27 protein-coding genes are annotated in these 26,749 nt (G+C 70.4%); 9 read left to right on the forward strand and 18 right to left on the reverse strand.

The window, feature by feature from the left end:
• Positions 1–2 precede the first annotated feature (2 nt).
• Complete coding sequence (gene tdh / locus VGN50_RS00480; RefSeq protein ID WP_327442662.1) at positions 3–1,040, reverse strand: L-threonine 3-dehydrogenase; 1,038 nt, start codon at positions 1,038–1,040, stop codon at positions 3–5.
• Between the two features lie 36 nt (positions 1,041–1,076).
• On the opposite strand from tdh, the gene VGN50_RS00485 reads away from it, so the two are divergent.
• Positions 1,077–1,697: an L-threonylcarbamoyladenylate synthase gene (locus VGN50_RS00485; protein WP_327442663.1), complete on the forward strand. Its 621-nt coding sequence runs from the start codon at positions 1,077–1,079 to the stop codon at positions 1,695–1,697.
• Here the strand turns inward: VGN50_RS00485 and VGN50_RS00490 are convergent.
• On the reverse strand, positions 1,690–2,520 hold the full coding sequence (locus VGN50_RS00490; RefSeq protein WP_327442664.1) for a DUF72 domain-containing protein: 831 nt from the start codon (positions 2,518–2,520) through the stop codon (positions 1,690–1,692). The two genes, VGN50_RS00485 and VGN50_RS00490, sit on opposite strands and share 8 nt — an antisense overlap.
• Positions 2,521–2,523: 3 nt before the next feature.
• On the reverse strand, positions 2,524–3,366 hold the full coding sequence (locus tag VGN50_RS00495) for an aldo/keto reductase (protein ID WP_327442665.1): 843 nt from the start codon (positions 3,364–3,366) through the stop codon (positions 2,524–2,526).
• A 75-nt stretch (positions 3,367–3,441) separates the two neighbouring features.
• Here VGN50_RS00495 and VGN50_RS00500 point away from each other — a divergent pair, with 75 nt between their 5' ends.
• On the forward strand, positions 3,442–4,437 hold the full coding sequence (locus VGN50_RS00500) for a hypothetical protein (protein ID WP_327442666.1): 996 nt from the start codon (positions 3,442–3,444) through the stop codon (positions 4,435–4,437).
• Positions 4,438–4,469: 32 nt separating this feature from the next.
• Here the strand turns inward: VGN50_RS00500 and VGN50_RS00505 are convergent, their stop codons facing one another.
• Positions 4,470–4,799 carry a single-stranded DNA-binding protein gene (locus tag VGN50_RS00505; protein WP_327442667.1) on the reverse strand — a complete coding sequence of 110 codons (330 nt, stop codon included), beginning with the start codon at positions 4,797–4,799 and terminating at the stop codon, positions 4,470–4,472.
• Positions 4,800–4,936: 137 nt separating this feature from the next.
• Here VGN50_RS00505 and VGN50_RS00510 point away from each other — a divergent pair, with 137 nt between their 5' ends.
• From VGN50_RS00510 to VGN50_RS00520, 3 genes are all read left to right on the forward strand, one after another.
• Positions 4,937–5,425, forward strand: a complete 489-nt coding sequence (locus tag VGN50_RS00510) for a GNAT family N-acetyltransferase (RefSeq protein ID WP_327442668.1) — start codon at positions 4,937–4,939, stop codon at positions 5,423–5,425.
• A gap of 175 nt (positions 5,426–5,600) precedes the next feature.
• The gene (locus VGN50_RS00515; RefSeq protein ID WP_327442669.1) at positions 5,601–6,878 is read left to right on the forward strand and encodes a M15 family metallopeptidase; all 1,278 of its coding nucleotides are present in this window, start codon (positions 5,601–5,603) and stop codon (positions 6,876–6,878) included.
• A gap of 152 nt (positions 6,879–7,030) precedes the next feature.
• Positions 7,031–7,390 carry an RNA polymerase-binding protein RbpA gene (locus tag VGN50_RS00520; RefSeq protein WP_327442670.1) on the forward strand — a complete coding sequence of 120 codons (360 nt, stop codon included), beginning with the start codon at positions 7,031–7,033 and terminating at the stop codon, positions 7,388–7,390.
• Here VGN50_RS00520 and VGN50_RS00525 read toward each other — a convergent pair.
• The 8 genes from VGN50_RS00525 to VGN50_RS00560 all read right to left on the reverse strand — a co-directional run bounded on the left by VGN50_RS00525 (position 7,387) and on the right by VGN50_RS00560 (position 16,123).
• Positions 7,387–7,914, reverse strand: a complete 528-nt coding sequence (locus VGN50_RS00525) for an FxsA family protein (protein ID WP_327442671.1) — start codon at positions 7,912–7,914, stop codon at positions 7,387–7,389. The genes VGN50_RS00520 and VGN50_RS00525 overlap by 4 nt on opposite strands.
• Entirely contained in the window at positions 7,899–8,729 is an 831-nt protein-coding gene (locus tag VGN50_RS00530; RefSeq protein ID WP_414694489.1) for a polyprenol monophosphomannose synthase, read from the reverse strand. The genes VGN50_RS00525 and VGN50_RS00530 overlap by 16 nt, the downstream gene beginning before the upstream one ends.
• Positions 8,719–10,344 (reverse strand): apolipoprotein N-acyltransferase, encoded by a 1,626-nt coding sequence (lnt, locus tag VGN50_RS00535; protein ID WP_327442673.1) that lies wholly within the window; start codon positions 10,342–10,344, stop codon positions 8,719–8,721. Before lnt ends, VGN50_RS00530 begins: the two co-directional genes overlap by 11 nt.
• Before the next feature lie 268 nt (positions 10,345–10,612).
• A complete protein-coding gene (locus VGN50_RS00540) occupies positions 10,613–11,023 on the reverse strand; it encodes a hotdog domain-containing protein (RefSeq protein ID WP_327442674.1) in 411 nt (136 codons plus the stop codon).
• Positions 11,020–11,787 carry an OAM dimerization domain-containing protein gene (locus VGN50_RS00545; protein ID WP_327442675.1) on the reverse strand — a complete coding sequence of 256 codons (768 nt, stop codon included), beginning with the start codon at positions 11,785–11,787 and terminating at the stop codon, positions 11,020–11,022. The genes VGN50_RS00540 and VGN50_RS00545 overlap by 4 nt, the downstream gene beginning before the upstream one ends.
• Positions 11,784–13,373 carry a lysine 5,6-aminomutase subunit alpha gene (locus tag VGN50_RS00550; protein ID WP_327442676.1) on the reverse strand — a complete coding sequence of 530 codons (1,590 nt, stop codon included), beginning with the start codon at positions 13,371–13,373 and terminating at the stop codon, positions 11,784–11,786. The genes VGN50_RS00545 and VGN50_RS00550 overlap by 4 nt, the downstream gene beginning before the upstream one ends.
• A gap of 72 nt (positions 13,374–13,445) precedes the next feature.
• Positions 13,446–15,068 carry an amidohydrolase gene (locus VGN50_RS00555; RefSeq protein WP_327442677.1) on the reverse strand — a complete coding sequence of 541 codons (1,623 nt, stop codon included), beginning with the start codon at positions 15,066–15,068 and terminating at the stop codon, positions 13,446–13,448.
• A 5-nt stretch (positions 15,069–15,073) separates the two neighbouring features.
• Positions 15,074–16,123, reverse strand: a complete 1,050-nt coding sequence (locus VGN50_RS00560) for an L-erythro-3,5-diaminohexanoate dehydrogenase (protein ID WP_327442678.1) — start codon at positions 16,121–16,123, stop codon at positions 15,074–15,076.
• A gap of 86 nt (positions 16,124–16,209) precedes the next feature.
• Here VGN50_RS00560 and VGN50_RS00565 point away from each other — a divergent pair, with 86 nt between their 5' ends.
• From VGN50_RS00565 to ybaK, 3 genes are read left to right on the forward strand one after another with little or no spacing between them, the layout of a single operon-like run.
• Positions 16,210–17,658, forward strand: coding sequence for a lysine 2,3-aminomutase (locus VGN50_RS00565; RefSeq protein ID WP_327442679.1), 1,449 nt, complete (start codon positions 16,210–16,212; stop codon positions 17,656–17,658).
• 29 nt (positions 17,659–17,687) lie between these two features.
• Positions 17,688–18,272 (forward strand): biotin transporter BioY, encoded by a 585-nt coding sequence (locus tag VGN50_RS00570; protein ID WP_327442680.1) that lies wholly within the window; start codon positions 17,688–17,690, stop codon positions 18,270–18,272.
• The gene (gene ybaK / locus VGN50_RS00575; protein WP_327442707.1) at positions 18,239–18,739 is read left to right on the forward strand and encodes a Cys-tRNA(Pro) deacylase; all 501 of its coding nucleotides are present in this window, start codon (positions 18,239–18,241) and stop codon (positions 18,737–18,739) included. Before VGN50_RS00570 ends, ybaK begins: the two co-directional genes overlap by 34 nt.
• A gap of 12 nt (positions 18,740–18,751) precedes the next feature.
• On the opposite strand, the gene VGN50_RS00580 is transcribed toward ybaK, so the two are convergent.
• Complete coding sequence (locus VGN50_RS00580) at positions 18,752–19,174, reverse strand: Lrp/AsnC family transcriptional regulator (protein ID WP_327442681.1); 423 nt, start codon at positions 19,172–19,174, stop codon at positions 18,752–18,754.
• A 46-nt stretch (positions 19,175–19,220) separates the two neighbouring features.
• Between VGN50_RS00580 and VGN50_RS00585 the strand changes: the two genes are divergently transcribed.
• The gene (locus VGN50_RS00585; RefSeq protein ID WP_327442682.1) at positions 19,221–20,159 is read left to right on the forward strand and encodes a 5'-3' exonuclease; all 939 of its coding nucleotides are present in this window, start codon (positions 19,221–19,223) and stop codon (positions 20,157–20,159) included.
• Between the two features lie 8 nt (positions 20,160–20,167).
• Here VGN50_RS00585 and VGN50_RS00590 read toward each other — a convergent pair whose 3' ends face one another.
• The 5 genes from VGN50_RS00590 to tatC form a co-directional block, all read right to left on the reverse strand.
• Positions 20,168–21,490, reverse strand: a complete 1,323-nt coding sequence (locus VGN50_RS00590; RefSeq protein ID WP_327442683.1) for an HNH endonuclease — start codon at positions 21,488–21,490, stop codon at positions 20,168–20,170.
• Positions 21,491–21,557: 67 nt separating this feature from the next.
• Entirely contained in the window at positions 21,558–22,163 is a 606-nt protein-coding gene (locus tag VGN50_RS00595) for a DinB family protein (RefSeq protein WP_327442684.1), read from the reverse strand.
• Positions 22,164–22,170: 7 nt separating this feature from the next.
• Positions 22,171–24,987 (reverse strand): DEAD/DEAH box helicase, encoded by a 2,817-nt coding sequence (locus VGN50_RS00600; protein WP_327442685.1) that lies wholly within the window; start codon positions 24,985–24,987, stop codon positions 22,171–22,173.
• Between the two features lie 10 nt (positions 24,988–24,997).
• Positions 24,998–25,897 carry a diacylglycerol/lipid kinase family protein gene (locus tag VGN50_RS00605; RefSeq protein ID WP_327442686.1) on the reverse strand — a complete coding sequence of 300 codons (900 nt, stop codon included), beginning with the start codon at positions 25,895–25,897 and terminating at the stop codon, positions 24,998–25,000.
• Positions 25,898–25,906: 9 nt separating this feature from the next.
• Entirely contained in the window at positions 25,907–26,713 is an 807-nt protein-coding gene (gene tatC / locus VGN50_RS00610) for a twin-arginine translocase subunit TatC (protein WP_327442687.1), read from the reverse strand.
• Positions 26,714–26,749: the final 36 nt, after the last annotated feature.

Raw genomic sequence — 26,749 nt, forward strand, 5'->3', positions numbered from 1 at the left:
GGTCAGCTCCAATCCATGATGACCTTGCCGCACTGGCCCGACCGGGCCGCGGCGAAGGCGTCCTGCCACTGCTCGGCAGGAAAGCGGTGGGTGATCACCGAGGCGATGCGCTCTCTCAGCACGGGCGAGTTGCCGAGCATCGAGCTCATCGCGTACCAGGTGTCGTACATCTCGCGCCCGTAGATGCCCTTGATGGTGATCATGTGCGTGATGACGCGTCCCCAGTCGATGGCGAAGGGGTCCTTGGGCAGGCCCAGCATGGCGACCCGGCCCCCGTGGTTGAGGTTGGCGAGCATGTCCTCGACTGCGCTGGGGACGCCCGACATCTCCAGTCCGACGTCGAAGCCCTCCTTCATGCCGAGGGTGCCCATCGCCTCGCGCAGGTTGCTCGTGGCCGCGTTGACGACGAGGTCTGCGCCGGCGTTGCGAGCCAGATCGAGCCGGTAGTCGCTCACGTCGGTCACGACCACGTGGCGCGCGCCGACGTGGCGCGCCAGGGCAGCAGCCATCACACCGATCGGGCCGGCTCCGGTGATCACCACGTCCTCGCCCGCCATCGGGAAGGACAGCGCGGTGTGCGTGGCGTTTCCCAGCGGGTCGAAGACAGCGGCGAGGTCAGGGTCCAGGTCGTCGGGCTGGACCCACACGTTCGAGGCCGGAATCACCACGAAGTCGGCGAAGGCGCCGTCGCGGTTGACGCCGATGCCCTGGGTGTTGATGCACATGTGCCGTCGACCCGCCCGGCAGTTGCGGCAGGTGCCACAGACGATGTGCCCCTCGCCGGAGGCGTGCTGCCCGACCCGAACCGAGTCGACATCGGGCCCCACCTCGACGACCTCGCCGTAGAACTCGTGGCCGATGGTCATCGGCGCCTTGACCGTGGAGGCCGCCCAGTCGTCCCATTGCTCCAGGTGCAGGTCCGTGCCACACAGGCCGGCCCGCAGGACCCTGATCTTGACGTCGGTGGGGCCGATCTCGGGCTCGGGAACGTCCTTGAGCTCCAGTCCAGGGCCGGCATGAGTCTTCACGAGTGCGCGCACAGGCCCCAACATAGTCGGCGGGCATACAGTCGACGCATGGCCCGCTACCTCGACGTTCATCCGGTCGACCCACAGCCCCGGGCGATCGGACAGGCAGTCCAGCTGGTACGCGACGGTGGCCTGCTGGCGTACCCGACGGACTCCGGGTACGCCCTGGGGTGTGCGCTCGGCAACCAGACCGGCAAGGACCGGATCGTCCGCATCCGCAACCTCGACGAACGTCACCACTTCACGCTGGTGTGCCGGGACTTCGCGCAGCTGGGGCAGCTCGTGCACATCGACAACTCGGTGTTCCGCGCGATCAAGGCGGCCACTCCCGGCCCGTACACGTTCATCCTGCCTGCGACCAAAGAGGTTCCGCGCAGGCTGCTGCATCCGAAGAAGAAGACCGTCGGCGTCCGGATCCCGGAGCACCCAGTGGTGCAGGCGTTGCTGGCCGAGCTGGGGGAGCCCCTTCTGTCGAGCACGCTCATCCTCCCCGGCGAGGAGGCGCCGATGACCGAGGGCTGGCTGGTCAAGGAGGAGCTGGACCACCAGGTCGACGCGGTCATCGACTCGGGGGAGTGCGGCACGGAGCCGACGACGGTGGTCGACTTCTCGGACGGCGCGCCCGAGGTCGTCCGGGTCGGCGCGGGTGACCCGGCGCCCTTCAGCTGAGAGCGCGGCCGTCGAGCAGGGCGCGCAGCCGAACCGCGTCATACGGCGCGCGTCCGTCGGAGTCGTTGTCGAAGTACGCGTAGACGTCGTGCCCCTCGTCGAGCCAGCCTCCGAGGCGCTGACCCCAACGCTCCAACGAGGCGTCGCTGTAGCCGCCCCCGTAGAGGCGCTGTTCACCGTGCAGGCGCACATAGTGGAACTCGGCGGTCGAGTCGCCCATCTCGGGCCATCGCCCCGCAGTGTCGGCGACCACCATCGCCACGTTGTGAGCGCGTAGCACCGCGCGGGCTTCCTTGCTGTCAAAGGAGGTATGCCGCGGCTCGAGGGCGTGCCGCAGCGGCTGGTCGGCCTCGGCGACGGTGAGGGCCCGGCTCTCGGAAAGCTTGTCGTCGTGCTTGGCTGCAAGGGCAGCGGCGTCGTTCGTGGTGCGGGGGAGCAGCGACAGGAAGTCGTCCAGGACGTCCGCCTCGAACTCCACCCGCTCGGGCAGCTGCCACAGGACCGGACCCAGCATCGGGCCGAGAGCCAACGGCCCGGACGCGAAGAAGTTCGCCAGGGCCGAGTCGACCCCCTTGAGCCGCTTGAGATGGGTGATGAACCGGCCGCCCTTGACCGCGAACACGAAGCCCTCAGGCACAGCCGCGCGCCACGCGGCATACGAGGTCGGTCGTTGGAGGGAGTAGAAGGAGCCGTTGATCTCGACCGAGCTCATCCGCTCGGCCAGGTAGGCGAGCTCGTCGCGCTGCCGCAGACCGCGAGGGTAGAAATCCCCCCGCCAGCGTGGGTAGCGCCAGCCCGACACACCGACCCGCACGTCGGGCATGGCTTACATCTCCTCGTGCGTGTCCGGGTCCCCGCCGAAGAGCCGTCCGTCCGGACGGCCGAGCGCGCTGATAGCGGCTACCTCCTGGGCGCTGAGCTCGAAGCCGAGAACGTCGAGGTTGGCGCGCTGGCGCTCGGGGGTCGCGGACTTGGGCAGCGGCATGGAGCCCAGCTGGAGGTGCCAGCGGAGGATGACCTGGCCTGGAGAGACACCGTGGGCGGCAGCGGCACCGGCCACCGCAGGCTCGTCGAACGGGGCCTGGCGCTTGCCCAGCGGGCTCCACGCCTGGGTGCGAATGCCCAGCTCGTCGTGGACCGCTCGCATCTCGGCCTGTGGAAAGTACGGATGCAGCTCGATCTGGTTGAGGGCCGGGGTGACCCCTGTCCGGTCGATGACGCGGCGCAGATGATCCGCGGTGAAGTTGCTGACCCCCACGGTGACGACGAGCCCGTCTCTCTGGGCGTCGAGCAGGGCCTCGTATGCCTCCTGGTAAAGGCCCTGGCTCGGGTTGGGCCAGTGGATGAGCCCGACATCGATCCGATCGACGCCGAGGCGGTCGGCCGAGTCTCGAAGTGACTGCAGCGCAAGGGACGTGGCGTGGAAGCGACCGGGAATCTTGGTGGCGATGCGTACCTGCTCGCGGGGGAGGCCGGACCGACGGAGGGCCTCGCCGACCTCAGTCTCGTTCTCGTAGTTCACCGCCGTGTCGAGGTAGCGGTAGCCGTTCTCCAGAGCACTCACGATCGCGGCGACGCCGTCCTCACCGCGCAGGGGATAGGTGCCGAACCCGACTGCGGGGACTGAGGTGCCGTCGTTGAGCCGGTATGCCGTGGTCGCCGTGTCCATGGTCTCCACCGTAGCGAGCGGCGTCACCACCGGCGCACTCCTGACTCTCCATCGACGACCTGCCGGGGGGCGAACGTGACGGACACAGCTGGGGAGTGGGGCGCGCGGCTCCAGAAGGTCGCCGACCGCGAATGGGCGACAGCCAGGGCGCATGCCGCCCTGTTCCTGCATGGTGGCTCGCCTCCGCGCCTGGAGTCACACAACCTGCCCCTGGCGCCAGGCGAGCTCGCAGTCCTGCGGACCGTCGTGACCGTCGGCGGGCCGGCCGGATGGGGGCAGGAGCACGCGGCCGCCGTCATCGCGACGACCGAGCGACTGGTGGTCAGCCATCGGCTGAGGGGATGGCAGTCGGTCTGGTTCACCGACGTCATGCGTTTCGATCCTGACCTGTCATCCTCCCAAGGCTGGGCGCTCACGCTCCGACTTCACGGGGGCCGCGGGGCCCTGAGGCTGTGGGGGCTGGGCGTCCCGGTGTTGGCGGTCCACGTCGGCGCCAGGGCGCTGCCAGGTCTGTGGATGGACCTGCCGGGACTGCAGGCCTTGCTCGACGGCGTCGCGCGAGACGCCGACCAGTCTGGGCCCGCGGCGGTGGCTGCTGCGTGGGTGGACGAGGCACCGGTGCATTCCGCGGCTCTCCTGGAGGCTGTCGCGGCGGGGATGGACCAGCTTGTCGCCGGCCCTCGGCCCGACTGGGTGGAGAGGTTGCGGTCCCATCCGGATGCCGAGGCTCTCCTGTGCCGTCCGGACACGGCGGGGCAGCTCATCGACGCCACCGGACGACTGGCCGCCGAGACCCTGTCTGCCCACTGGGCCGACCGGACTTCGTCCTCACTGCGGGTCAGCGGTGAGGCACGGATCGAGATGTTCGTCCCGCAGGTGCCGGTCGTGCGCCCCAGGGTCCAGGATGCTGCGCGAGCGGTGTTCAACCGCGCCGTGACAACCGGCGGCCACGTCGAGAGTCACCCAGAGCTCGACGGCCTGCGCACCGATGAGCTGTGGGATGTCTGGAGCGGCGTGCTCTGGTGGTTCGAGATCACCGTCCGGCGGCTCTCCCCACGTTACTTGTCATAATGTCGATTATCGGCGTTCCAATTGTCCTACCGCTAGGCCGAGGCAACCTTGGTCACGGTCGACGCCTCCACCTCGTAGCGGCTGACCGCGGCGGCCCCAGCGCGGAAGAACCGCCGCCGCAGTGCGCCGGTGACCTGGACGGGCGTCCCAGCCTCTAGTCGCAGCGCACTGCGGCGGGTCCGTGCGGTCCAGCAGGCGACGTCGATCGTGTCGACGCGAACGCGCTTGGATGCCGTCCGGGGCCTCGGCACGACCACCCGCAGCTGGACCATGACGTCGCCGCTGGGCAGCTCTCGCTCGTGCGGCGCCGTGCTCAGCCGGCCGGTCAGCAGCACCTCGTTCGTCCATGTCTCTGCCTCCATGCCCCCAGGATGCCGACGACCGGTGACGGTCTGACGAGCAGGACACTGGGGCTGTGGACCGGGCCGCGCGGGCTCAGCCGTCTGTGGACGGCCGTCACCGGAGCGGGCCGTCCTCGCCACGGTGGCAGACTCGCGCCATGACCGGCCCCTCTCCCCTGCGTCCCATCACCGAATCGGACATATCGGATGTTCTGCGGCTCAACGCCGACCACGTCGAGCTCCTCTCCCCCATGGACGAGCCCAGACTGCGCCGGCTGCTGCAGTGGACGGCCAGTGCCGACATCATCCACTGTGACGGCCGCACCGCCGGCTTCGTCCTGGTGTTCGGTCCGGGTCAGGACTACGACTCCCCCAACTACCGCTGGTTCTCCTCGACCTACGGCCCGAGCTTCGCCTATCTCGACCGGATCGTCGTCGACGACGCCTTCCGGCGACGCGGGCTGGCCACCGCGGCGTACGACGAGCTCGAGTCGCGGGCCAAGCCCTTCGGGCGGCTGACCCTGGAGGTCAACGTGGAGCCGGCCAACGAGCCGTCGCTGGCCTTCCACCGCCAGCGTGGCTACCGCGAGGTGACCCGGCTCGGCAACCCCGAGCACCGCGTCGGCCTGATGGCCAAGGACCTCTGACGGCCAAGGACCTCTGACGGCCGGGCGGCCTCCCCGGGGCGCTGCCGCCTCGGCCGGACGGCGCAACGACCTCCGACGAAAGCACGAGACCCTTCGCGACTCTGTATAGCTAGGGTCGTCGAGGGCGCAGGATCACCAGGTGTGGGGGTGACTCGATGCGGGGAGGGGAGTATTCGTGCGAGGCATAGTGTCAGGGGCGGCCGTCGGTGCCGTGACCTGGCTGCTGGTGGCGGGCTCGCCCGCGTATGCCTCCGGGGTCCCCTCTCCCACCCCGACAGCGCAGCCGTCGCCGTCTCCCACCAGCACCGCGCCCGTCATGGCTGCCCAGCCGACCCTGAGCCCGGCCCAGCTGGCGGCACAGATAGCCAGCGCCAACGTCTTGGCCGACGACCTCAGCCGGTCCAACGCGGGCATCGCCGCGGCGGTGACCAAGCTCGACCGCCTGGCCGTCGAGGCCAACACCCTGCTCCAGCAGGTCGCCACCGCCCGGGACGCCGAGCGGGCGGCACGCGCGGAGGCCAACCGCGACGTCACGCTCTATCGTCAGCTCGACGCGCAGATGGGCCAGGACCGCAACGCACTGGGTCAGTGGGCCTACGAGGCGTATGCGGGCGGTAGCGGCTCCCTGGCCGACATCGGCGCTCTCCTCGGCACCCTTTCCCTGCCCCCTGCGGAGGCGTCCGACACCTCGGCACAGATCGGGTACATCAGCGACACTCGAACCAACGCCTTCGAACGGGTGAGGCACCACACCCAGCTCCAACGGGACATCGCCGCGCGCGCCGTGGAGGCACGCACCCGCGCCATCGACGCAGCCCAGCAGGCTGCCGATGCGAAGACACAGCTCGACGCGGTCATCGCCCAACAGAGGGCCCAGCTCGGGGCCACCCGCCGGCTTCAGGCTCAGCAGGTGGCCAAGGTCGGCGGCATCAACGGCCTGCTCCTCGGCAGCGGCGACCAGGCCGCCCTCGGCGCGGCGCGAGCCCTCAGCAAGGCGGCGCTCGTCCCCGGCGTGGCCGTGGACGGCTCCGTCTCCGCCTGCAGTACCGACGTCGGTGAGTACCCCAACGGCCAGGTTCCCGCGGCCGCCCTGTGTCCGCTCTTCGGCGCACCGGCCCAGAGCCTGCGGCCGGCCGCTGCCAAGGCGTTCAACGCCATGAGCCTTGCCTACCAGCGCGACACCGGCCACCCCCTCTGCGTCACCGACTCCTACCGGTCGCTGGCGGAGCAGATCGCGGTGAAGGCCACGCGCGGCGAGTTCGCGGCCACACCTGGCACCAGCGAGCACGGTATGGGCCGCGCCGTGGACCTCTGCGGAGGTGTGCAGGACTTCGGGTCCCCCGCACACCTGTGGATGAGGCAGAACGCACCGCTCTACGGCTGGTTCCACCCCGCGTGGGCCGAGCCGACCGGCTCCCTCCCGGAGCCATGGCACTGGGAGTATGCCGGGTAGGCGCAGTCCTCCCGTGTGATCTGTGACACATCGGCCAACGATTTCCCGGTCCGATCCGTCGGAACATTGCGCGGGGCTGCGGCGTTATGCCGAGTGAATCCCGAGCCCCCACCCAGAGCGGGCCGGGAACCAGAACGTTGGGAGAACCCCTCATGGCAGAACGAACACTTCGGGGCAGCCGTCTCGTCTCGCACAGCCTCGAGACCGACGAGCACGTCGTCCCCAGTGAGCGACAGATCACCGCCTATGTGTGTCCGCAGGGGCACCGCACCGAGCTTCCTTTCTCGATCGAGGCCGAGATCCCGGCCACATGGGAGTGCCGATGCGGCCTCGACGCTCGCCTGGCCGACGGCCCCGAGCCTGAGGCCAAGCAGGTCAAGCACCAGCGCACCCACTGGGACATGCTCCTCGAGCGTCGCTCGATCCCCGAGCTCGAGGAGCTGCTCGAGGAGCGGCTGACCCTGCTGCGCGAGTCTCGCGGAGAGAAGCCGCGCCGCAAGCGCACGGCTTAGAGCACTTCCCCCTCGATGACGTCCGGCCCCTCGGGGCCGGACGTTTCTGTGTGTCCAGACGTACCCGTGCCTCCTGGCCCTCTCCCCCGGCCACCGAAGACCCCACCCAGCAGCCGCCTGGCCACTACGGCCTCCAGCGCCCTGCGGGCCATGGGGCGGGTCACCGGCAGAATGAAGAAGAAGCCCACCACGTCGGTGAGGAACCCGGGGGTCAGCAGCAGCGTGCCACCCACCAGTACCAGTGCCGCGTCGGCGAGCTGCCGGCTCGGCATCTGACCGGTGCGCAGGGCCGTCCGCAGGGCGGCCCAGGCCCGCCCGCCCTCGCGTCTGACCAGCCACGCTCCCAGGGCCGACTCGGCCAGGAGAAGCACCAGGGTCTGCCAGCCACCGATGACCTTGCCGACGGCGATGATCGTGGCGATCTCCAGGATCGGGACGACCAGCAGCATCAGGGCGATGACGGCCAGCCAGCGCGGCCGGCGTCGGCGTCGAGCGTAGGGCGTGCGCCCTAGAGCCGGTGCCACGTGGGTTCCCGGTCGGACAGCTTGCCCGACACCGTGGTCGCCACCGTGCCCGAGATCCGGCGCAGCTGGTCGGCGCGGTGCTGAAGCCCCCACACGGTGATGCGTTGGAGCGACTCGCGCATGATGCTGCCGCTCATCTTCGAGTCACCGATCTCCCGTTCGACGAACGTGATCGGCACCTCGCGCACGCGCAGGCCGCGGGCGACGGCGCGCCGGGTCAGGTCGACCTGGAAGCAGTAGCCCTCGGACGCGACGTCGCGCAGCCCGATGGTGTGCAGAGTCGAGCTGCGGTAGGCGCGGTAGCCCGCGGTCGCGTCATGGACCGGCATACCGAGCAGGGCGCGCGTGTAGATGTTGCCGCCTACAGACAGGGCCTTGCGGTGCAGCGGCCAGTTCACCACCGACCCGCCGCGCACCCAGCGCGACCCGATGACCGCATCCGCATCCTCGAGGGCCTCGAGGAGCCGATGCAGCTGCTCAGGCTGGTGCGAGCCGTCCGCGTCCATCTCGACGATGGCGTCATAGCCCTCATCGAGCCCCCACTGGAAGCCCGCGAGATAGGCCAGCCCCAGCCCCTGCTTGCCGGGGCGGTGCAGGACGTGGATCTGCCCGTCGCCTGCGGCCAGGTCGTCCGCCACCTGCCCGGTGCCGTCGGGGCTGTTGTCGTCGAGGACCAGGATGTCGGCGGTAGGCACGGAGGCTCGGATCCGTCCCACCACGAGCGGCAGGTTCTCGCGCTCGTTGTAGGTGGGGATGCAGACGAGCACTCGGTCGATGGGAGCGGTCCTCGACTGCTCACTCGCCTCAGACACCAATGCGTTCCTTCCGTGCGGTCGTGGGGGAAGCCACGACCTTAGCGGGCCGTCGCCGCAGCCACAGGCCGAGGGCGAGCAGCGTCAGCCAGGCGAGCGCTGCGACGTACTCCGGCAGGGCGCCGATCCGGTCCGAAGGGGTGATCTCGTCTCGGACCACCGGTGTCCCGAGGTGGGACGCCTGCGTGAACAACGTCGTCTTGTCGGTGAACGTTCCGTCGGGGCTGATGAAGCCGCTCACCCCCACCGTCGACACGTGCACGACAGACCGGCCGTGCTCGATAGCACGCAGGCGGCTGATGGCGAACTGCTGCTCGGACTCCGCGGTGTAGCCGAACGTCGCGTTGTTGGTCTGGACCGCGAGGATGCTGTCGGACCGGCCAGGCTGCATCGTCGAGTCGCGCATGAGGTCGTCGTAGGCCACCTCGAAGCAGATCGTCGGGATGATCCAGTACGACCGGCCACCGGCCGCCGGTACCTGGAAGCCCCCGGGGGCATGGCCGCTGGTGAAGTCCCGCGCGACGAGGTCCACCTTGTCGCTGAACCGGCGGAAGAACGTGCGGTAGGGGATGTACTCGGCGAAGGGCACGGGATGTTGCTTGACATAACGTTCGGGGGTCTCGACGCCGGGTCGGTAGAACAGGCTGGCGTTGGACACGAACCGTCCCGGACCGTCGAGCACTGCACCGACCAGGATCGGCGCCTTGGCTGTGTCGACCGCGAGCTCGATCTGGGCCTTGGCGTCGAGGTTGATGATCGGGTCGATGTCGGAGGAGTTCTCAGGCCAGACCACCAGCGACGGCGGTGTCCCCTCCCCCTTGGTGGCCGCCACCGTGGCACGCACATGGTTGTCGAGGACCGCCCGTCGCTGGGCGTTGAAGTCGAGACCGGCCTTGGGCACGTTGCCCTGCACGAACAAGACCGAGACGCGCTGCCCGTCCGTGGGGAGGGTGGTCGTCATGGCCACGCCCAACGGAGCCAGGGCCGCGACGGCCAGCACCGCCCCCACGACGGGGTATGCCGGTGCCAGGCCGAGGGGGCGCGGGCGCCCGACCCGGTGGCTGGCCCCGACGATCGCGGCGTGAGTCAGCGCCCCCAGGGCGGCGACCGCGAAAGTGAGGCCCGGAGCGCCCGCGAAACGCGCCAGGGGTGCGAGCGGGCTGTCCGCCTGGCTGAACGCGAGCCGTGCCCATGGGAAGCCACCGAACGGCGTCGTGCTCCGCGCCCATTCCTGGAGCACCCAGGACAGGGGAACGACGGCATACGCGAGGGGCCGAAGGCGAGTCGACAGCAACGGACGCTGCAGCGCCGTGGTGAGCACGCACATGACCGCCAGGTACAGCGCCTCGAGCGTCGAGAGGGCGATCCACGGCAGGTCGCCGACATAGACGCCGGCCCAGGAGAGCGTCGGCAGGAAGAAGCCCAGCCCGTGGCCGAGGCCGAGCAGCAGGGCCAACCTCCAGCGGGTGCCCATGACCGTCGCCGACAGCAGCGCCACGCCCAGCACGGCCCACCACCAGCCGTGGTGCGTGGGAAAGGCCTGAGCCGTGAGCAGGCCCGAGACCACTGCCAGAACCAGGCGGATCACCGCTCGAAGCGGGCGGGAGGGCGCAGGCACGGGTCAACCGTAAAACACAGCACGGCCCGCGCCGCCGTTGGGACCAGCAGGAGACTGGCTGGGAGCCAGCATTCCGCTGTTGTCTACTAAGCGCGCGGGCCGGGCCGTGGTCCGAGATCCCCCTCTGACGCGTCGTCTCAATGGGACGACCGTGGGCAAACTTACCGCTGACCTGTCATCTGTCAACCCCGCGTTCGCCGGTCGAAAAGCGTTGTGCTGCAAGCACTATCCACAGGCTCGGCGTGTCGGACCGCGACACGCCGACACCTCAGCCTGAGGTGGAGCGCGGCGGCACCACGACGACGCCACGGGCGGTCGTGGCGACGATCGGGGGGTCCAGTACGTCAGCGGCGGACTCACCTCGCTGTGGAGCGCCGCGACCCACCACGCGCACCTCGAAGTCCATCTCGCGGCTGCGGCTGCCCACCCTGACCAGCGTGGCTTCGATCTCGATGACGTCGCCGGCGCGGACCGGAGCCTTGAACTGGACGTCGGAGTACGACGCGAACAGGCCCTCGTCGCCGTCGGCGCGGATGCACATCTCGGTGGCCACGTCGCCGAAGGCCGCCAGGGAGTAGGCCCCGTCGACGAGGTTCCCGGCGTAGTGCGCGTGAGAGAAGGGGACGTAACGGCGGTGCAGGACGGTCAGGCCCACTGTCGCCGAGGACTCGCTGCTCATGGCTTCTCCTTGCTCCGTGTGGGGGTCAGCGCGTGCACGAGGTAGCTGGCGACCTCGCCGGGCGTGGTCCCGCGGCCGAAGATGCGGTCCACGCCGAGGCGTGGTGCCGAGCCCTCCTCGAAGCGCGGGCCCCCGACAACCAGCAGGGGCACCTGTCCCGCGGGGTAGGCCTCGCGGAACGCCGCGCTCATGGTGGTCGTGTTGTGGATGTGGGCGTCCTTCTGCGTCACCACCTGGCTGACCAGCACGGCATCGGCGCGCTCCGCCCTGGCCCGGGCCACGAGCTCGGGCACCAGCACCTGGGCGCCGAGGTTGACGACCTTGATCTCGCGGTAGTACTCCAGGCCCTTCTCCCCTGCGAAGCCCTTGATGTTGAGGATCGCGTCGATGCCCACAGTGTGGGCGTCCGTGCCGATGCACGCCCCGACGACGACGAGCTTGCGGCGCAGCCGGCTCTTGACCGCCTTGTTGACCTCGCCGGGCGTGAGCAGCGGGAACTCACGCTCGACGACCTCGACCTCGCGCAGGTCGACGAGGTGTCTGGCGCTGCCGTAGACCACGAAGAACGTGAAGTCGGGCCCCATCGCCTTGGCGTGCACGAGCAGGGCCGGGTCGAGGCCCATCTTCGCCGCCAGCTGCAGTGCGGCTCCCTCGGCTCGTTTGTCGTGCGGCACGGGAAGGGTGAACGAGACCTGCACCATGCCGTCGCCCGTGGTGTCGCCGTAGGGCCGGACGATGTCGGGCCGGCGCACGTCCGAGGTCATCGCGTGGCCCCCGTCTCGAGCAGCGTGATCGCCGGGTTGTCGTAGCCGTCCGCGCGCCGGACGACACCGTCCAGGCCCTTCCCGGCGTCCGCCGGCCGCTTCATCAGCCCGAAGGTGCCGTCGGCGATCGCCTCGAGCAGAGGCGCCCGGCCCGGCTCGTCGGTGATCCGCGTGAGCAGCTCGACCGCTTCGCCGAGCACCTCGCGGGCGCGAGTCTGGATGAAGCCGTTCTTGGGCGGGTGGAAGTCCTCCGCCAGGCCGCCCGCGGCGTTGAGCACGTAGCGCACGTTCTGCAGGGCGAGGTCCCGGTCGGACAGGAACGGCGTCACGACCGCCTCGGTCATCATGCCGACGAGCAGGATCCCCTGGCCCGTCATCGCGCCCACCAGGTTGAAGAAGCCGTCGAGGAGATAGCCCCGGAAGACGTCGCCCGTCATGTGCTTGGTCGGCGGCATCCACTTCAGCGGCGCGTCGGGGAACAGCTGCCGGGCCAGCAGCGCGTGCGCGAGCTCCATGCGGAAGGAGTCGGGCAGCTCCGGGTTGATCTCGAACGCGTGGCCCAGCCCGAGCTGCCAGTCCTCCAGCCCCGCCTCCTTGGCGAAGTACTCGTTGAGCAGCTGGCTGACGGTGACCGTGTGCGCCGCCTCGACCGCGTCGGCGGTGGTGAGGTAGTTGTCCTCACCGGTGTTGATGATGATGCCGGCCCGGGCGTGGATCTGGCGGCTGAACCGCTGGTCGACGAAGGTCCGGACCGGGTTGATGTCGCGAAACAGGATTCCGTACATCGAGTCGTTGAGCATCATGTCGAGCCGCTCGAGCCCGGCCAGGGTCGCGATCTCCGGCATGCAGAGGCCGCTCGCGTAGTTGGTCAGCCGGATGTAGCGCCCCAGCTCCTTGGACGTCTCGTCCAGTGCCGCCCGCATGAGGCGGAAGTTCTCCTGGGTGGCGTACGTGCCGGCATACCCCTCGCGGGTGGCGCCCTCAGGCACGTAGTCGAGCAGGGACTGGCCGGTGGAGCGGATCACCGCGATGATGTCGGCGCCCTCACGCGCGGCGTTCTGGGCCTGCGGGATGTCCTCGTAGATGTCGCCCGTGGCGACGATGAGATAGATCCACGGGCGCTGCTTCGGGTCACCGTGCCGGCGGATCAGCCGCTCTCGGGTGGCCCGCTGGCGGTCGATGCTCCGTATGCCGCGAGCCACGGCCATCCGCGCCGTCGCCTGGGCGCGGGTCGCCTCTCTGCCTTCGGGGAGGCGGAACGAGACGGAGCCGCTCGCGGACTTCTGGGCCAGGGTCAGCAGGTCCTCTGCCTCGCCACGGCGCAGTGCGTCGAAGACCGGGGTGGTCACGCCGTGCTCGAGCCCCACGTCGGCGCGGACCCGGTCGACCAGGTGGTTGACCCAGGGCACCCGGTCGTGGTCGGCGCCGGACAGGCCGGCCAGGCGCAGGGTCGCGCGCTCGACGGAGACGGTGGTGTGGCTCTGGGCCAGCTTCACGACTGGGCGACCCGCCTTGCGTGCGAGGGCGCGGGCTCGGCGGACGTCACCTGGGTTGAGGTCGAGGAGAGGTTTCATACGCGAAGACACGCGGCAAATCTAGCAGCGGGGGCGAGAATTTCCCGACAGCAACTCATGGGACCGCAAATCCTCAACGCCGGGTCAGAGGGTCCCGGCGTCGAACACGGTCCGGCCCCGGACGACGGTGCGTCGGCACACTGGCGCCGGCGTCCCGGGCGACAGGTCGGGCAGCCCGGGGGTGCCGGACCGCGGGTCCGTGCTCCAGGTCTGGATCCGGTCGTCCGGTGCCTGCACCACGAGGTCGCCGACCTCCCAGACCGCAAAGGTCGCCGGCAGCCCCAGGTCGAGGTAGCCCCGGTCGTCGAACCCCGCGACGCGCCAGCCACCCCTGGTGTGGGCGAGGAAGGCCGAGCGCGCCGAGACCCGCTGGGACTCGTCATGGTGGTTGACACACGCGCGCACCGCCTCCCAGGGGGCGAACGGTGTGACCGGCGAGTCCGAGCCCAGGGCCACGGTCATCCCAGCCGCGAGCATGGAGGCGAACGGGTTCATCGGCGCGTCGCCGTGGACGCGGTCGGGCCCCAGCCGGGCGGCATACATGCCGTGCGTGCCGCCCCAGGCGGCGTCGAAGGCCGGCTGCACGCTCGCAGCGACCCCCAGCCTGACGAGCCGCTCCACGCCCTCGCGGGAGACCATCTCGAGATGCTCCAGCCGGTGGCGGCCGCGAAGGACCGTCGCCGCCCCGACCAGGCGGGCGGCGGCCTCGAAGCCCTCGATCGCGGTATCGACGCCGGCGTCGCCGATGACGTGGAAGCCCGCCTGCAGCCCGGCCAGGGAGCAGGCGGCGACATGGTCACGGACCTGCTCGACGGTGAGGTAGGCGTTGCCCGTGTGTCCTGGTGCGTCGGCATAGTCCGCGCGCAGGTGCGCCGTCCGCGAGCCGATCGAGCCGTCGATGTTGAGATCGCCCGCAAGGCCACGAGCGCCGTGCAGCGTGGCCACGTCGCGAGCCTCGGCCTCGTCCGAGACCAGCTGCGCCCAGTAGCCGATCGTCTGGGGACCGTCGCCCCGCTCCCCCGTCGCCAGCACCTCGGCAAAGTCGTCGGTCCCCGACAGGGTGCGTCCGCCGTTCTCTTGGACGAGGCCGATGCCTGCCGCGGCCGCCGACTGCAGGGCCAAGGCGATGTCGGCCTGCCGCTGGGCCGGGGTCACCGCGCCGTTGAACGCCTCTCGGGCCGCATGATGGGCGTCTCTGGTGACCAGCCCCTCCCCCTCCCAGCCCGGCAGGTCGCGGGCTCCGCTGGCGGCCGCCAGCGCTGAGGAGACGACGGCCGAGTGGCCGTCCACCCGTGGCGAGTACACGACGCCGCCGTAGGACGCCCGGTCGAGCTCGGCTCCGGTGTGCGGCCGACCCTCGGCCCATCTGCCCTGGTCCCAGCCCGGGGCGTAGACCGGTCGGCCCTGGCCCGTTCGAGCGGCGCCCTCGATGCGGCTGAGTGCCTCGACGACGCTTCGGGTGCTCGCCAGGTCGACCCCGCGCAGGGTCGCCCCCGTCTGCGAGGTGTGAGCGTGCGCATCGACGAACGCGGGCGTCACCAGCGCGCCGTCGAGCTCGACGACCTCGTCGACGGCGTCCACATGTCCGGCTGCCGCGTCGTCGCCGCCGATCCAGGCGATGGTGCCGGTCGCGTCGTCAACGACCATCGCGTTCGCGAACGGGTCGATAGGGGTATAGACGAATCCGCCGCGATAGAGGGTGGTCACGCCGCTCAGTGTGCCCTGGCCTCGAAAAGGCCGCGCACCGCCTTGTTCCCACGGACCAGCTCGAGGGCGTATGCCGCGTGCCCGGGCACGTAGCCGTTGCCCACCAGCATGCGGACGTCCGCGGCCACGCCCTCGGCGCCAAGGGCGGCCGCCGCGAAGCTCGTGGCCATCGAGAAGAAGATGATCGTGCCGCCCTGCGCCGTGGACAGGATCGCCGGCTGCTCGCAGCCCGGCACGTCGACGCAGACGACGGTGATATCGGCCGGCCCACCCGCGGCCGCCACCGCCTCGGATAGGCCCAGGGGGCTGCGGGCGTCGGCGATGACGACCGCCTCGGCCAGTCCCGTGTCCTCGAGCAGCCGCGCCTCACGCTCGACCGGGACGACGGCGATGCGGCGAGCAGCGCCTGCGTCGGCGGCCGCCGCCAGAGACAGCGAACCCGACTTCCCCGCGCCCCCCAGCACTGCCACGGTCGGCGCGTGGCCCTGCGCGGCATACTCGCGCACCACCCTGGCCACCAACGCTGGGGCGCCACACACATCCATAACCATGAGGGAGAGGTCGGGTGCGAGGTCGTCGGGCAGCTGCGCGGCGATCGAGCGCCCGAACAGGATGGCGTAGCCCTCAGCGGGGACTCGCTCCGACCGTCCGTCCCACCGGGCGAGCTCGTCGGTGAGCACGAGCGGGGTGAGGGAGAGCGACACCAGGGTGGCGATGCGGTCGCCCACGGCCAGGCCCAGGCTCGACTCCTGGCCCACCTCCTCGACCGTGCCGATGAGCATCCCCCCGGAGCCGGTCACCGGGTTCTGCATCTTGCCGCGCGTCCGCACGATGTCGAGGACCTCTGCGCGGATGGCCTCTCCGTCGCCGTCGTGCTTGACGGCGAGCTGCCGATATGACGCCGCGTCAAGGTTGAGCGTCTCCACACTCACGCGCACCTCGTCGGGCCACAACGCCCGTGACGTGTCGAGCCGCGAGGCGGCCTGCGGCAGGCAGGCGGGCACGGGGTCGAGGACGCGGTGCAGGCCGACCGGCGAAGAGGGGGTGGCGGACACAGAATCTCCCATCGAGCGTGATTCGACACGCAAATCTTGCGGTCAGATGTCGATTCCATCGGAACCTGTCCCGTATCCTGCCAGTTATGAGCACAGCAATCGAGCAGCCCTACCGCTACCGGCACCGCGAGCTCGTCGAGCCCGACTGGACCCGCCTGCCCGGGTGGCGCGACGTCACCGAGCAGGACTGGGCCAGCGCCCAGTGGCAGCGCGCGCACTGCGTCAAGAACGTCCGGCAGCTGCGCGAGCTCATGGGCGACCTGCTGACCGACGCGTTCTACGGCGACCTCGAGCGCGACCAGGCCGAACGGGCGACCATGTCCATGCTCGTCCCGCCACAGATGATGAACACCATGGTCCCGGCGACCGCCGAGGCCATGCCTCCGGCCGGCCACGAGTTCACCCGTGCCTTCTACGCCGACCCGGTCCGCCGCTACATGCTGCCGGTATTCAGTGACCGGCGCACCGACTGGCCCTCGCATCCGATGGCCACCCGCGACAGCCTGCACGAGCATGACATGTGGGTAGCGGAGGGGCTTACCCACAGATACCCCACGAAGGTGCTCGCCGAGCTGTTGCCGACGTGCCCGCAGTACTGCGGACACTGCACCCGCATGGACCTGGTCGGCAACTCCACGCCGATGGTCGACAAGCTCAAGCTCACCGGCAAGCCCGTGGACCGGTATGCCGCCATGCTCGCGTACCTGCAGCAGACCCCGCAGGTCCGGGACGTGGTGGTCTCCGGTGGCGACGTCGCCAACATGCCGTGGCGCAATCTCGAGGGCTTCCTCGACAAGCTGCTCGAGATCGACACCATCCGCGACATCCGGCTAGCGACCAAGGCGCTCATGGGCCTGCCCCAGCACTGGCTGCAGCCTGAGGTCGTCGAGGGCGTGGCGCGGGTGGCTCACAAGGCGCGCAGCCGAGGGGTGTCGCTGGCGATCCACACGCACGTCAACAGCGCCCAGTCGGTGACTCCACTGGTGGCCCAGGCCGCCAAGGCCATGCTCGAGGCCGGAGTGCGGGACGTGCGCAACCAGGGTGTCCTGATGCGGGGCATCAACGACTCCACCGAACAGCTGCTCGACCTCTGCTTCGCCCTCCAGGACGACGCGATGGTCACGCCCTACTACTTCTACATGTGCGACATGATCCCGTTCGCGGAGCACTGGCGGCTCTCGCTCGCCGAGGCGCAGCACCTGCAGCACTCGATCATGGGCTACCTGCCGGGCTTCGCGACTCCGCGGATCGTCTGCGACGTGCCCTTCGTCGGGAAGCGGTGGGTGCACCAGGTCGACCAGTACGACACGGAGCGCGGCATGTCCTTCTGGCGCAAGAACTACCGGACCAGCATCGAGGCCGCCGACCACGAGTCGATGGAGCAGGCGCTCTCGCGCGACTACGTCTACTACGACCCGATCTACACCCTGCCCGAGTCGGGACAGAGCTGGTGGCACGACCAGACCGACCACGGGGCGGCTCACGAGCAGGCGGTCGCCGCTGCGGCAGCCTCACGAGAGGCCTCCCTGGTCTAGGCGGTCGAGGCGTTCGGTAGGTTGCTCCCGTGACTGCACTCCCCCTGCCTCGCCAGCGTGTTCTCGCGGACGTCGTCCCCGGTGGTCTGGTGCGCGACACGGCCCTAGTCCTGGGCGGCGCGGCCTTCATCGGACTGCTCGCCCAGTTCGCCATCCCGCTCGGGTTCACCCCGGTCCCGCTGACGCTCGGCACCTTCGCTGTGCTGCTCACCGGCGCGGCGCTGGGGCCGCTGCGGGGTCTGCTCAGCACGGGCGTCTACCTGCTCGCGGGCATGGCGGGAGTCCCCTGGTTCGCCGGGCACGCGAGCGGCTACGGCTTCGCCTCGTTCGGCTACCTCATCGGCTTCGTCCTCGCGGCCGGGCTCGTGGGGTGGCTGGCCCGACGGGGCGCCGACCGGACCCCGGTGCGGACGGCGCTCACCATGGTGCTGGGCAACGTCGTCATCTACGCCATCGGGGTCTCATACCTCATGGCCTCCACGGGCATGGACCTGCGGACCGGGCTCGACCAGGGCATGGTGCCCTTCCTCGTCGGCGATGGCCTGAAGATCCTCGCGGCGGCGGGGCTGCTGCCCGGCGCCTGGGCCCTCGTGCGACGCGTCGAGTCCCACTGAGCGGGACGCCCGCCACCACGGCGCTGGCCCGGCTGGGTATCGCCTTCGTGGAGCATGCCTACCAGCACGACCCCGGGGCTGCGTCCTACGGGCTGGAGGCTGCTGAGGCACTCGGCGTGCCACCGGCCCAGGTCTTCAAGACCCTCGTCGTCCAGGGCGAGCGCGGCTTGGCGGTGGGCGTGGTCCCCGTCGACGGTCAGCTGGACCTCAAGGCGCTGGCCGTTGCTCTTGGGCTGAAGCGCCTCGCGATGGCGCAGACCGCCGATGCCGAGCGCGCCACGGGCTATGTCGTGGGAGGCATCTCGCCCGTCGGCCAGCGCCGGGCCCTGCCGACGGTGGTCGACGTCTCGGCGACGGGGTTCGACAGAGTCTATGTGTCCGGTGGCCGGCGGGGGCTCGATGTCTCGCTCTCTCCCGATGACCTGGTCCGCGCCGCCCGAGCCGTACTGGCCCCCATCGCCCGCTGAGCTGCCGCCCGGCTACTCCCAGGGTGTGGAGAGGACGACCGTGGTCCGGGTCGCCACGTTGGCCCTGGCTCGGATGCGGGCCAGCAGGTCCTCGAGGTCGCCAGGCGTGCCCACTCTCACCTTGAGGATGTAGTTCTCCGAGCCGGCCACGGAGTGGCAGGCCTCGAGCTCGGACATCTCGCGAAGCCGGTCCGGGATGTCGTCCGGCGCAGCCGGGTCCAACGGTGTGATCGACACGAATGCCGTGAGGGGCAGGTCGAGCGCCGCGTGGTCGACGATCGCGGCATACCGCTTGATGACGCCTCGCTCCTCCAGACGCCGCACTCGCTGATGCACCGCTGAGGTGGACAAGCCCATCGACTTCCCCAGGTCGGTGTAGCTCATCCGCCCGTCGGCACGCAACAGGTCGACGATGCGACGGTCGAGGTCTTCCACGGTGCCACCCTACTGAGGTCTGCGGCACAGGTGGCAGCATGTCGGCATGTCTGTTACGGCTTCGGGACGTCTGATGCTGCTCGACTCTGCGTCTCTGTACTACCGGGCGTTCTTCGGAGTGCCCGACCAGCGCACCGACCTCTCGCAGCCACCGACCAACGCGCTGCGCGGGTTCCTCGACATGATCGCCTCGCTGGTCACGACCCATCAGCCGACTCACCTTGTGGCGTGCTGGGACAACGACTGGCGACCTCAGTTCCGCGTGGACGCGATCCCGACGTACAAGACGCACCGGCTCTTGGACGGCTCGCTCGAGGAGGAGCAGACCCCCGACGACCTCGCACCCCAGGTGCCGGCGATCCGCGATGCGCTGGCCTCGCTGGGGATCGCCCGCCTGGGTGCGGACGGCTATGAGGCGGACGACGTGATCGGCACCCTCACCGCACGGCACAAGGGGACCATGGCCGTGGACGTCGTGACCGGCGACCGAGACCTGTTCCAGCTGGTCGACGACGCGGCGAACGTGCGAGTCGTCTACACCGCGCGCGGTGGCGTGCGCGACCCTGACCTCGTCGACGAGGCGTTCCTGCGCGCGAAGTATGCCGTGTCCAGCGGCCCTGCCTACGCGGACATGGCGGTGCTGCGCGGTGACACCAGCGACGGGCTGCCAGGCGTGGCCGGCATCGGTGAGAAGACGGCCGCGAAGCTGATCGAGCGCTACGGCTCCCTGGAGGCCCTGCGCGCGGCCGTGGCCAACGGCGACCCCGAGATCAAGGGCGCGCAGCGGACCCGCCTGGAGGCCGGCGCTGCCTATCTCGAGGTGGCCCCCAAGGTCGTCGAGGTCGCACCAGACGCGCCGGTGGAGGAGGTCGACATGCGGCTGCCCGCGCAGGTCGCCGACCCCGTGCTTCTGAGCCGGCTCGCCAGCGAGCTCGGCGTGACAAGCTCGCTGAACCGAGTCCTCGCGGCACTGCGGATCGGCTAGCCAGGGCGTCACGCCGCACCCAGCCGGAGGTGAAGGCGGCGTTCGACCCAGCTGATGTCTGGTGCAGGCGCCCCCTCCAGGAGTGGCGGGGCCGTGGAGTCGTAGGGGGTGCGGAGCCGGACCCGGTGCCGTGCGCCCTCGCGTGTGCCGTCCTGCACGACCCGTGCAGACCACCCAGCGGCCTCCTTGACCTGGTTGCAGGCCTCACAGAGACCCTGGCCGTTGGCCGACGTGGTCGAGCCACCCCGGCGTGCCGGGAGCACATGGTCGGCGTGACGGATGGGGGCATCGCACCATGGGGTCCGGCAGGTCCTGTCACGCAGGACCAGGAAACGCTTCAGCCCCACGGGGAACAACCGGCGCCGGCTGTCGAGACCGATCAGCCGCGCACCGTCCGGGCTGGTCAGCGCGCGCCGGAACCAGATCGACGCCTCCGTATCGGAGCTCGCCGCGAGAGCTGCCCGAGCCGCCTCGCCGGGCACAGGCCCGTAACCGGGCACCTCAGCCGGGGAGTCATCCAGCCCCGCCAGCGTGTCGCCGGACATGACCATGACCACCTCGATGGGCACAGCCGCGGCGGCCGCCTGACCCGTCACGCGCTCGACCAGCGTGTCGGCCATGAGCTGACCGCGACCCCGGTCGTCGTCGCCCGCGCGCTCGGTGGTTGCTGCCCGTTCCAGTGCGGCGAACACGGCCACTCCTTGGGCCACAGGCAGCAACGCCGTCAGGTACGTCATGGTGTCCGGCGCCGGGCGCAGGCTCACGCACCGGTCACCCTGCGCCCGCGCCGCGCGCTTGGCCGTCGCCGTCGCATCCAACCGGGCTGCCAGCGCCCGAGCTCGTGACTGGACCTGTCGATCCCCGAGAGTCGGCAGGTCGGCCGCCAGCGCTGCATCCACCGCGGTCCGGTCCACGACGCTGAGGCAGGCGGTCTCGCGGCACAGGATGGTGGCGCGCCACTCGCTCACCCGTCCGGCGGCCAGATGGCCCATGGTGTGAGGCATCTCGCGCACCATCGCCCGGGCGAAACCCAAATGGCGCGACCCCCGGTGCGGAGACTCGCGTCGTGCCAACGCGACCTGTGCCGCGACGCTCCGGCGTTCGAGCCGCCGCGTCCCCGCCTCCTGCGCCCCGGCCTCCTGCGACTCGGCGAAGTCCACGGCCAGGCGTGCCTGGACCGCAGCAGCCGCGCCCTTCAGCGACTCGAGCACACTCATGAGGTCGACCCGCCGAGCGTCCGTGAGGTCGCCCACGTCCAGCGCCGCCAGACCGCCGACGAGCGACGACACGTCAGTCACCGTCAGCTGCGGACGACCCCCCGATTCGAACATACGTCCAATCTAGAGCACTCCACCCACACGCCACCCCCGCTGTCCACAGGGACAGCGAGCGGGTCCCTCAGCGGAACGCGTTTGCCGCCCGCTGGATGTCGGCGACATACCGCTCCCACCACGCGTCATCCCCCACGGCGTCATGGTCGCGGCCGCCGCGCCCATCCAGAGACTCACGCAGGATCTCGGCGTGGCCGGCGTGCTGAGCCGTCTCCGCGACCACGCGGACCACCAACGAGCCGAAGGTCGTCGAGCGGCGCTCTGCCGGCCACCACGACACGGTCGCCGGCGCATCGAGCGGCAGCGCGGCCAGCGAAGCGTCGCTGTGGCCCCAGGCCACGCGATAGAGATCCAGCAGGTAGTCGCGGGACTGCTCGGCAGTCGCCCACAGGTCGGCGCTCTGCCAGACCGAGCCGTCCTCCTCCCATGGCAGGGTGATGGGGGCCGGCCGGCCCACGGAGTTGCCGAGATAGCCCAGCTCCACGCCAGCAAGGTGCTTGACGAGACCGAGCAGGTTCGTGCCACTGGGAGTCAGCGGACGGCGGATGTCGTACTCCCCCAGGCCATCGAGAGTCCGCAACAGGCTGTCGCGGCCCTGTTGGAGGTACCGGTGCAGATCAGCCTTGAGACCGGTCAGGGCTGAGGTGCCGGTCAGCGGCGGGTCGTCGGACATCGTTCCCTCAGTCCAGCCGGTCGGCGGCCACCACGCCGCGCATCACGGCGTCGATGGCCTTGCGGGCGGTGCCACGCAGCACCGGCTCCGGCGCGGCGTCGGCCAGCTGCCCCAGCAGGTCCACCACCTGCTTGCAGCGTCGCACGAAGTCGCCGGCGGCCATGTCTGAACCCCTCAGCACCTCCTCGAGGCGCCGACCGCTGGCCCACCGGTGCATCATCCAGGCCATCCCGGCGTCGGGGTCGCCGGTCAGGGGCAGCCCGAGCTCGCGTTCACGGTCCTCCAGAGACGACCAGAGCCTCTGCATCTCGTGCACGGCCTCGGCAACCTCGTCCGTGGGCATGCGTGGCGCGGGGTCCGCCTCGTCGCGTCGCGGCTCGTGGATCAGCGAGGAGACCACGGCAGCGAGACCGGCCGGGTCGAGCCGCTTCCACGCACCGTGGCGCAGGCACTCGGCCGCCAGCAGGTCCTTCTCGGTGTAGAGGCGCCGCAGGTTCTGCCCCTGGGCCGTGACCTCGCCACCGTCTGGGGACAGGTAGCCCAGCTCGGCCAGCAGCGCGCAGATCTGGTCGAACGTCCGGGCCACCGAGTTGGTGCGCCCCTCCACCTTGCGCTGCAGTCCGACGGTCTCGCGCTTGAGGCGCCACCAGCGCTCAGCCCATCGGGCGTGGTCCTCGCGGTCGGGGCACTGGTGGCATGGGTGGGCCTTGAGCCGGCGACGCAGCTCCGCCACCTGCTCATCCTCGTCCGCTGCCCCCGTATGCCGCGCGCGCGCCCGCGGTGGCGGCGGGTCGTGCGGGACGGCGATCCGTAGCGACGTGGCGAGGTCGCGGCGCGCCTTGGGGCTCTTGGCATTGAAGTGGGGTGGCACCTTCACCTTGGCGAGGGGCTCGACGGGAGTGGGGACGTCGACCAGGGAGAGACGTCGCACCTGCCGGTCCTCGGTGACGACGGTGGGCGAGGCAGGCTCGCCGTGGAACGACCTCGAGGGCTGGACGACCACGGCGTACCCAGCCCGGCGGCCGGCCGGGATGCGGATGACGTCACCGATCCGCAGCGCCTCCAAGGACACCGCGGCCTCCGCGCGCCGGCTGGCCGAGCGGCTCTTTGCTCCCTCCTTCTCGAGGCGGGCGATGGACTCGCGCAGCGCGGCATACTCGCGGAAGTCGCCCAGGTGACACTCCATCGCCTCGGCGTAGCCCTGCAGGCCCTCCTCGTTCTTGCGCACCGCGCGAGCCAGTCCCACGACGGCGCGGTCGGCCTGGAACTGCGCGAACGACGTCTCGAGGATCTCGCGCGCGGTCTCGCGACCCACCTGCGCCACGAGGTTGACGGCCATGTTGTAGGTCGGGCGGAAGCTCGAGCGCAGCGGGTAGGTGCGGGTCGAGGCGAGCCCCGCCAAGGCCAAAGGGTCGAGACCGCGGTTCCAGAGCACGAGCGCGTGCCCCTCGATGTCGATGCCGCGTCGGCCCGCCCGGCCGGTCAGCTGGGTGTACTCGGCGGGAGTGACGTCGGCGTGGGTCTCGCCGTTGAACTTCACCAGCTTCTCGATGACCACGGTCCGGGCCGGCATGTTGATGCCGAGGGCGAGAGTCTCCGTGGCGAACACGGCCCGGATCCGCCCGGCGGTGAACAGCTCCTCGACGATCTCGCGGAACGTCGGCAGCATCCCGGCGTGGTGGGCGGCGAAACCACGGCTCAGCCCGTCGACGAAGTCCCAGTAGCCGAGCACCCCGAGGTCCTCGTCGGCCAGGGACGAGACGCGCTCTTCGACGGTGCGCCGGATCCGGTCGCCCTCGACCTCGGGCACCAGCCGGACGCCGTCGCGCAGCAGCTGGCTCACCGCGGCCTCGCAGCCGACCCGGCTGAAGATGAAGGTGATGGCCGGCAGCAGTCCCTCACGCTCGAGTCGCAGGATCACCTCCGAGCGGGTCGGGCCGCCACCAGGCCGCCCGCCGGTGCCCCCGCCCCCACCGGGACGTCCGCCGGTGCGTTCCCCGGGGCGTCCGCCCGGACCACGTCTACCTCTCGACCCCTGGCGGCCGCCACCGTCCCAGCGACCGCGCTCGTCGGCGACGCGGATCGCCTGCAACAGCTCGGGATTGACGCGCGTGGCGTCCAGGCCCGTGACGGGCGAGGATGCCTCGTCGACGAACAGGTCGTAGAGGCGCTCGCCCACCATGAGGTGCTGCCACAGCGGCACCGGCCGGTGCTCCGACACGATGACGTCGACTCCCCCACGCACCTCGGCGAGCCAGGCGCCGAACTCCTCGGCATTGCTCACCGTCGCCGACAGCGAGACCACCTGGACGTCCTGAGCCAGGTGGATGATGACCTCCTCCCAGACCGCTCCCCGGAACCGGTCGGCGAGGTAGTGCACCTCGTCCATGACGACGAAGCCCAGGCCGTGCAACGTCGAGGACCCGGCATACATCATGTTGCGCAGGACCTCGGTCGTCATCACGACGACGGGGGCCTCACCGTTGATCGAGGAGTCGCCGGTGAGCAGTCCGACGTTGGCGGCGCCGTGGCGGCGCACGAGGTCGTTGTACTTCTGGTTGGACAGCGCCTTGATCGGCGTCGTGTAGAACGCCTTGCGGCCCGTGGCGAGGGCGAGGAAGACCGCGAACTCTCCGACGATCGTCTTGCCTGCGCCGGTGGGCGCCGCGACCAGAACACCCCGCCCCTGTTCCACCGCCTCGCAGGCCTGCTCCTGGAAGGGGTCGAGCGGGAACGCGACGGTGGCGGCGAAGGCCGCCAGCTGGCTCTTGGCGTATGCCGCGCGGCGCGTGCTCGCGGCATACCGCTCGGCGGGCGTGGACATGGGACCGAGCCTACGTGCCGGGAGGCACCAGCACCGTCACCGCGCCGGAGACGGTCTCCAGGGTGAGCGGCAGGGCCGCGAAGCGCTCACCGTCGGCGTACGCCACGATGCCGTCCGCCTCGAGGGTCACCTGGCGCCCCTTGATGATCTCCACGGCCGGGTGGTGGACATGGGCACCGGTGAAGACTTTGGGGAACACCCGCAGGAACTCGAGGGTGCTGATCTCGTGCAGGATCACCACGTCGACGAGCCCGTCGTCGAAGCTCGCGTCGGGCGCGACGCGCATGCCGCCGCCGTAGGAGGGGCCGTTGGCCACGGCGACGAGCATGGCCCTGCTCTCGTGCCTGCGGCCGTCGACGGTGACGACGTAGGGAATGGGACGAAACAGCGGCAGCTCGCGCAGGATCGCGAGGTTGTAGCGCATCTGGCCGTGCGGCCACGGCCACGTGTTGGCTCGCTCGTTGACGATCGAGTCGAACCCCGCACCGAGAACGCCTGCGTACCAGCGCCGCTCGCCGTGGGAGTCGGTGTGGCTGATCGCGTCGATGGTCCGCGGGACACCGGTCGTGACGATGTCGGCAGCACGCACCGGGTCGTGGACGGGCAGGCCCAGGCCGCGGGCCACGTCGTTGCCCGTGCCTGCGCCGATGATCGCCAGCGGCACAGGAGTCAGGGCGACCAGGTTGACGCCCAGGTGGACCATGCCGTCGCCGCCGACCACCGCGAGGAGGTCGAGTCCCTGCGCGATGGCCCCCATCGCACGGTCGCGCGCGGCGGCGTACGACTCGTCGGACAGGTCCAGGACCTCGTGCCCGGCGGCGCGCAGACGGTGGGCGACCTCGAGGCCCAGCACCATGCCGCGGTTCTTACCAGAGGTGGGGTTGACCACCAGTCCGACGCGTTTGACCACGGCCGGAGGCTACAGGTTCGAGGCCTCGTCGTCGGCCACGTCGGCCCAGGTCGGCCGGTCAGACGCGCGGGTGCGCTCGATGAGCTTGCTGACGCCGATTGCGGCGAAGTAGAGCGCGACCAGAGGGATCGCCAACAGGAACATCGTGAACGCGTCCGGCGTGGGCGTCGCGATGGCCGAGAGCACGCAGATGCCGAACACGGCGGGTCGCCACACACGCAGCATCGCAGCCGAGGGCAGGAGTCCGATGGCGTTGAGGGCCACCAGGAAGACCGGCATGAGGAACGAGCATCCGAACGCCAGGATGAACCGGGTGACGAACGAGAAGTAGTCCGCGACCTGCTGGATGTTGGAGGCGCCCGGCGGCGTGAACCCGTAGAGCACCGCGAGGACCTTCGGGAGCACCACGTAGGCCAGCGCGCAGCCCGCCAGGAACAGCGGCACTATGGCGGCGATGAACGCCAGCGAGATGCGGCGCTCCTTGCGAGTCAGACCAGGCACGATGAACGCCCACAGCTGGAACATCCAGACGGGGCTCGAGGCCAGCACGCCGACGAAGATCGAGATGCTCACCTGTTGGGAGAACGCGGCGGTCGCGTTGCCGAAGTTGAGGCTGATGACACTGTGCGGGTGGCTCGTCTTGTAGTCGTTGAACGGCGCCGCCAAGGCCGCGTAGACGCGGGGGTAGGTCACCCAGCCGACGACCGCGCCGACCAGGACCGCGACTGCCGAGATGAGGAAGCGTCGGCGCAGCTCCCGAAGGTGGTCGGCCAGCGACATCTTGCCCTCGGGGTTGCGGGCACGCCGGAACGCCATCGTGGACTGCCGCGCTGTCGTCGTCGGGGCTGCTGG

It is taken from the genome of Pedococcus sp. (assembly GCF_036000045.1).
Lineage (GTDB): Bacteria > Actinomycetota > Actinomycetes > Actinomycetales > Dermatophilaceae > Pedococcus.

Excerpts from the sequence above, each read along its gene's own strand:
- VGN50_RS00485 (WP_327442663.1), top strand. The coding sequence starts at position 1,077 with ATGGCCCGCTACCTCGACGTTCATCCGGTCGACCCACAGCCCCGGGCG.
- VGN50_RS00490 (WP_327442664.1), bottom strand. The coding sequence starts at position 2,520 with ATGCCCGACGTGCGGGTCGGTGTGTCGGGCTGGCGCTACCCACGCTGG.
- VGN50_RS00495 (WP_327442665.1), bottom strand. The coding sequence starts at position 3,366 with ATGGACACGGCGACCACGGCATACCGGCTCAACGACGGCACCTCAGTC.
- VGN50_RS00505 (WP_327442667.1), bottom strand. The coding sequence starts at position 4,799 with ATGGAGGCAGAGACATGGACGAACGAGGTGCTGCTGACCGGCCGGCTG.
- VGN50_RS00510 (WP_327442668.1), top strand. The coding sequence starts at position 4,937 with ATGACCGGCCCCTCTCCCCTGCGTCCCATCACCGAATCGGACATATCG.
- VGN50_RS00520 (WP_327442670.1), top strand. The coding sequence starts at position 7,031 with ATGGCAGAACGAACACTTCGGGGCAGCCGTCTCGTCTCGCACAGCCTC.
- VGN50_RS00540 (WP_327442674.1), bottom strand. The coding sequence starts at position 11,023 with ATGAGCAGCGAGTCCTCGGCGACAGTGGGCCTGACCGTCCTGCACCGC.
- VGN50_RS00545 (WP_327442675.1), bottom strand. The coding sequence starts at position 11,787 with ATGACCTCGGACGTGCGCCGGCCCGACATCGTCCGGCCCTACGGCGAC.
- VGN50_RS00565 (WP_327442679.1), top strand. The coding sequence starts at position 16,210 with ATGAGCACAGCAATCGAGCAGCCCTACCGCTACCGGCACCGCGAGCTC.
- VGN50_RS00585 (WP_327442682.1), top strand. The coding sequence starts at position 19,221 with ATGTCTGTTACGGCTTCGGGACGTCTGATGCTGCTCGACTCTGCGTCT.
- VGN50_RS00590 (WP_327442683.1), bottom strand. The coding sequence starts at position 21,490 with ATGTTCGAATCGGGGGGTCGTCCGCAGCTGACGGTGACTGACGTGTCG.
- VGN50_RS00595 (WP_327442684.1), bottom strand. The coding sequence starts at position 22,163 with ATGTCCGACGACCCGCCGCTGACCGGCACCTCAGCCCTGACCGGTCTC.
- VGN50_RS00600 (WP_327442685.1), bottom strand. The coding sequence starts at position 24,987 with ATGTCCACGCCCGCCGAGCGGTATGCCGCGAGCACGCGCCGCGCGGCA.
- tatC (WP_327442687.1), bottom strand. The coding sequence starts at position 26,713 with ATGGCGTTCCGGCGTGCCCGCAACCCCGAGGGCAAGATGTCGCTGGCC.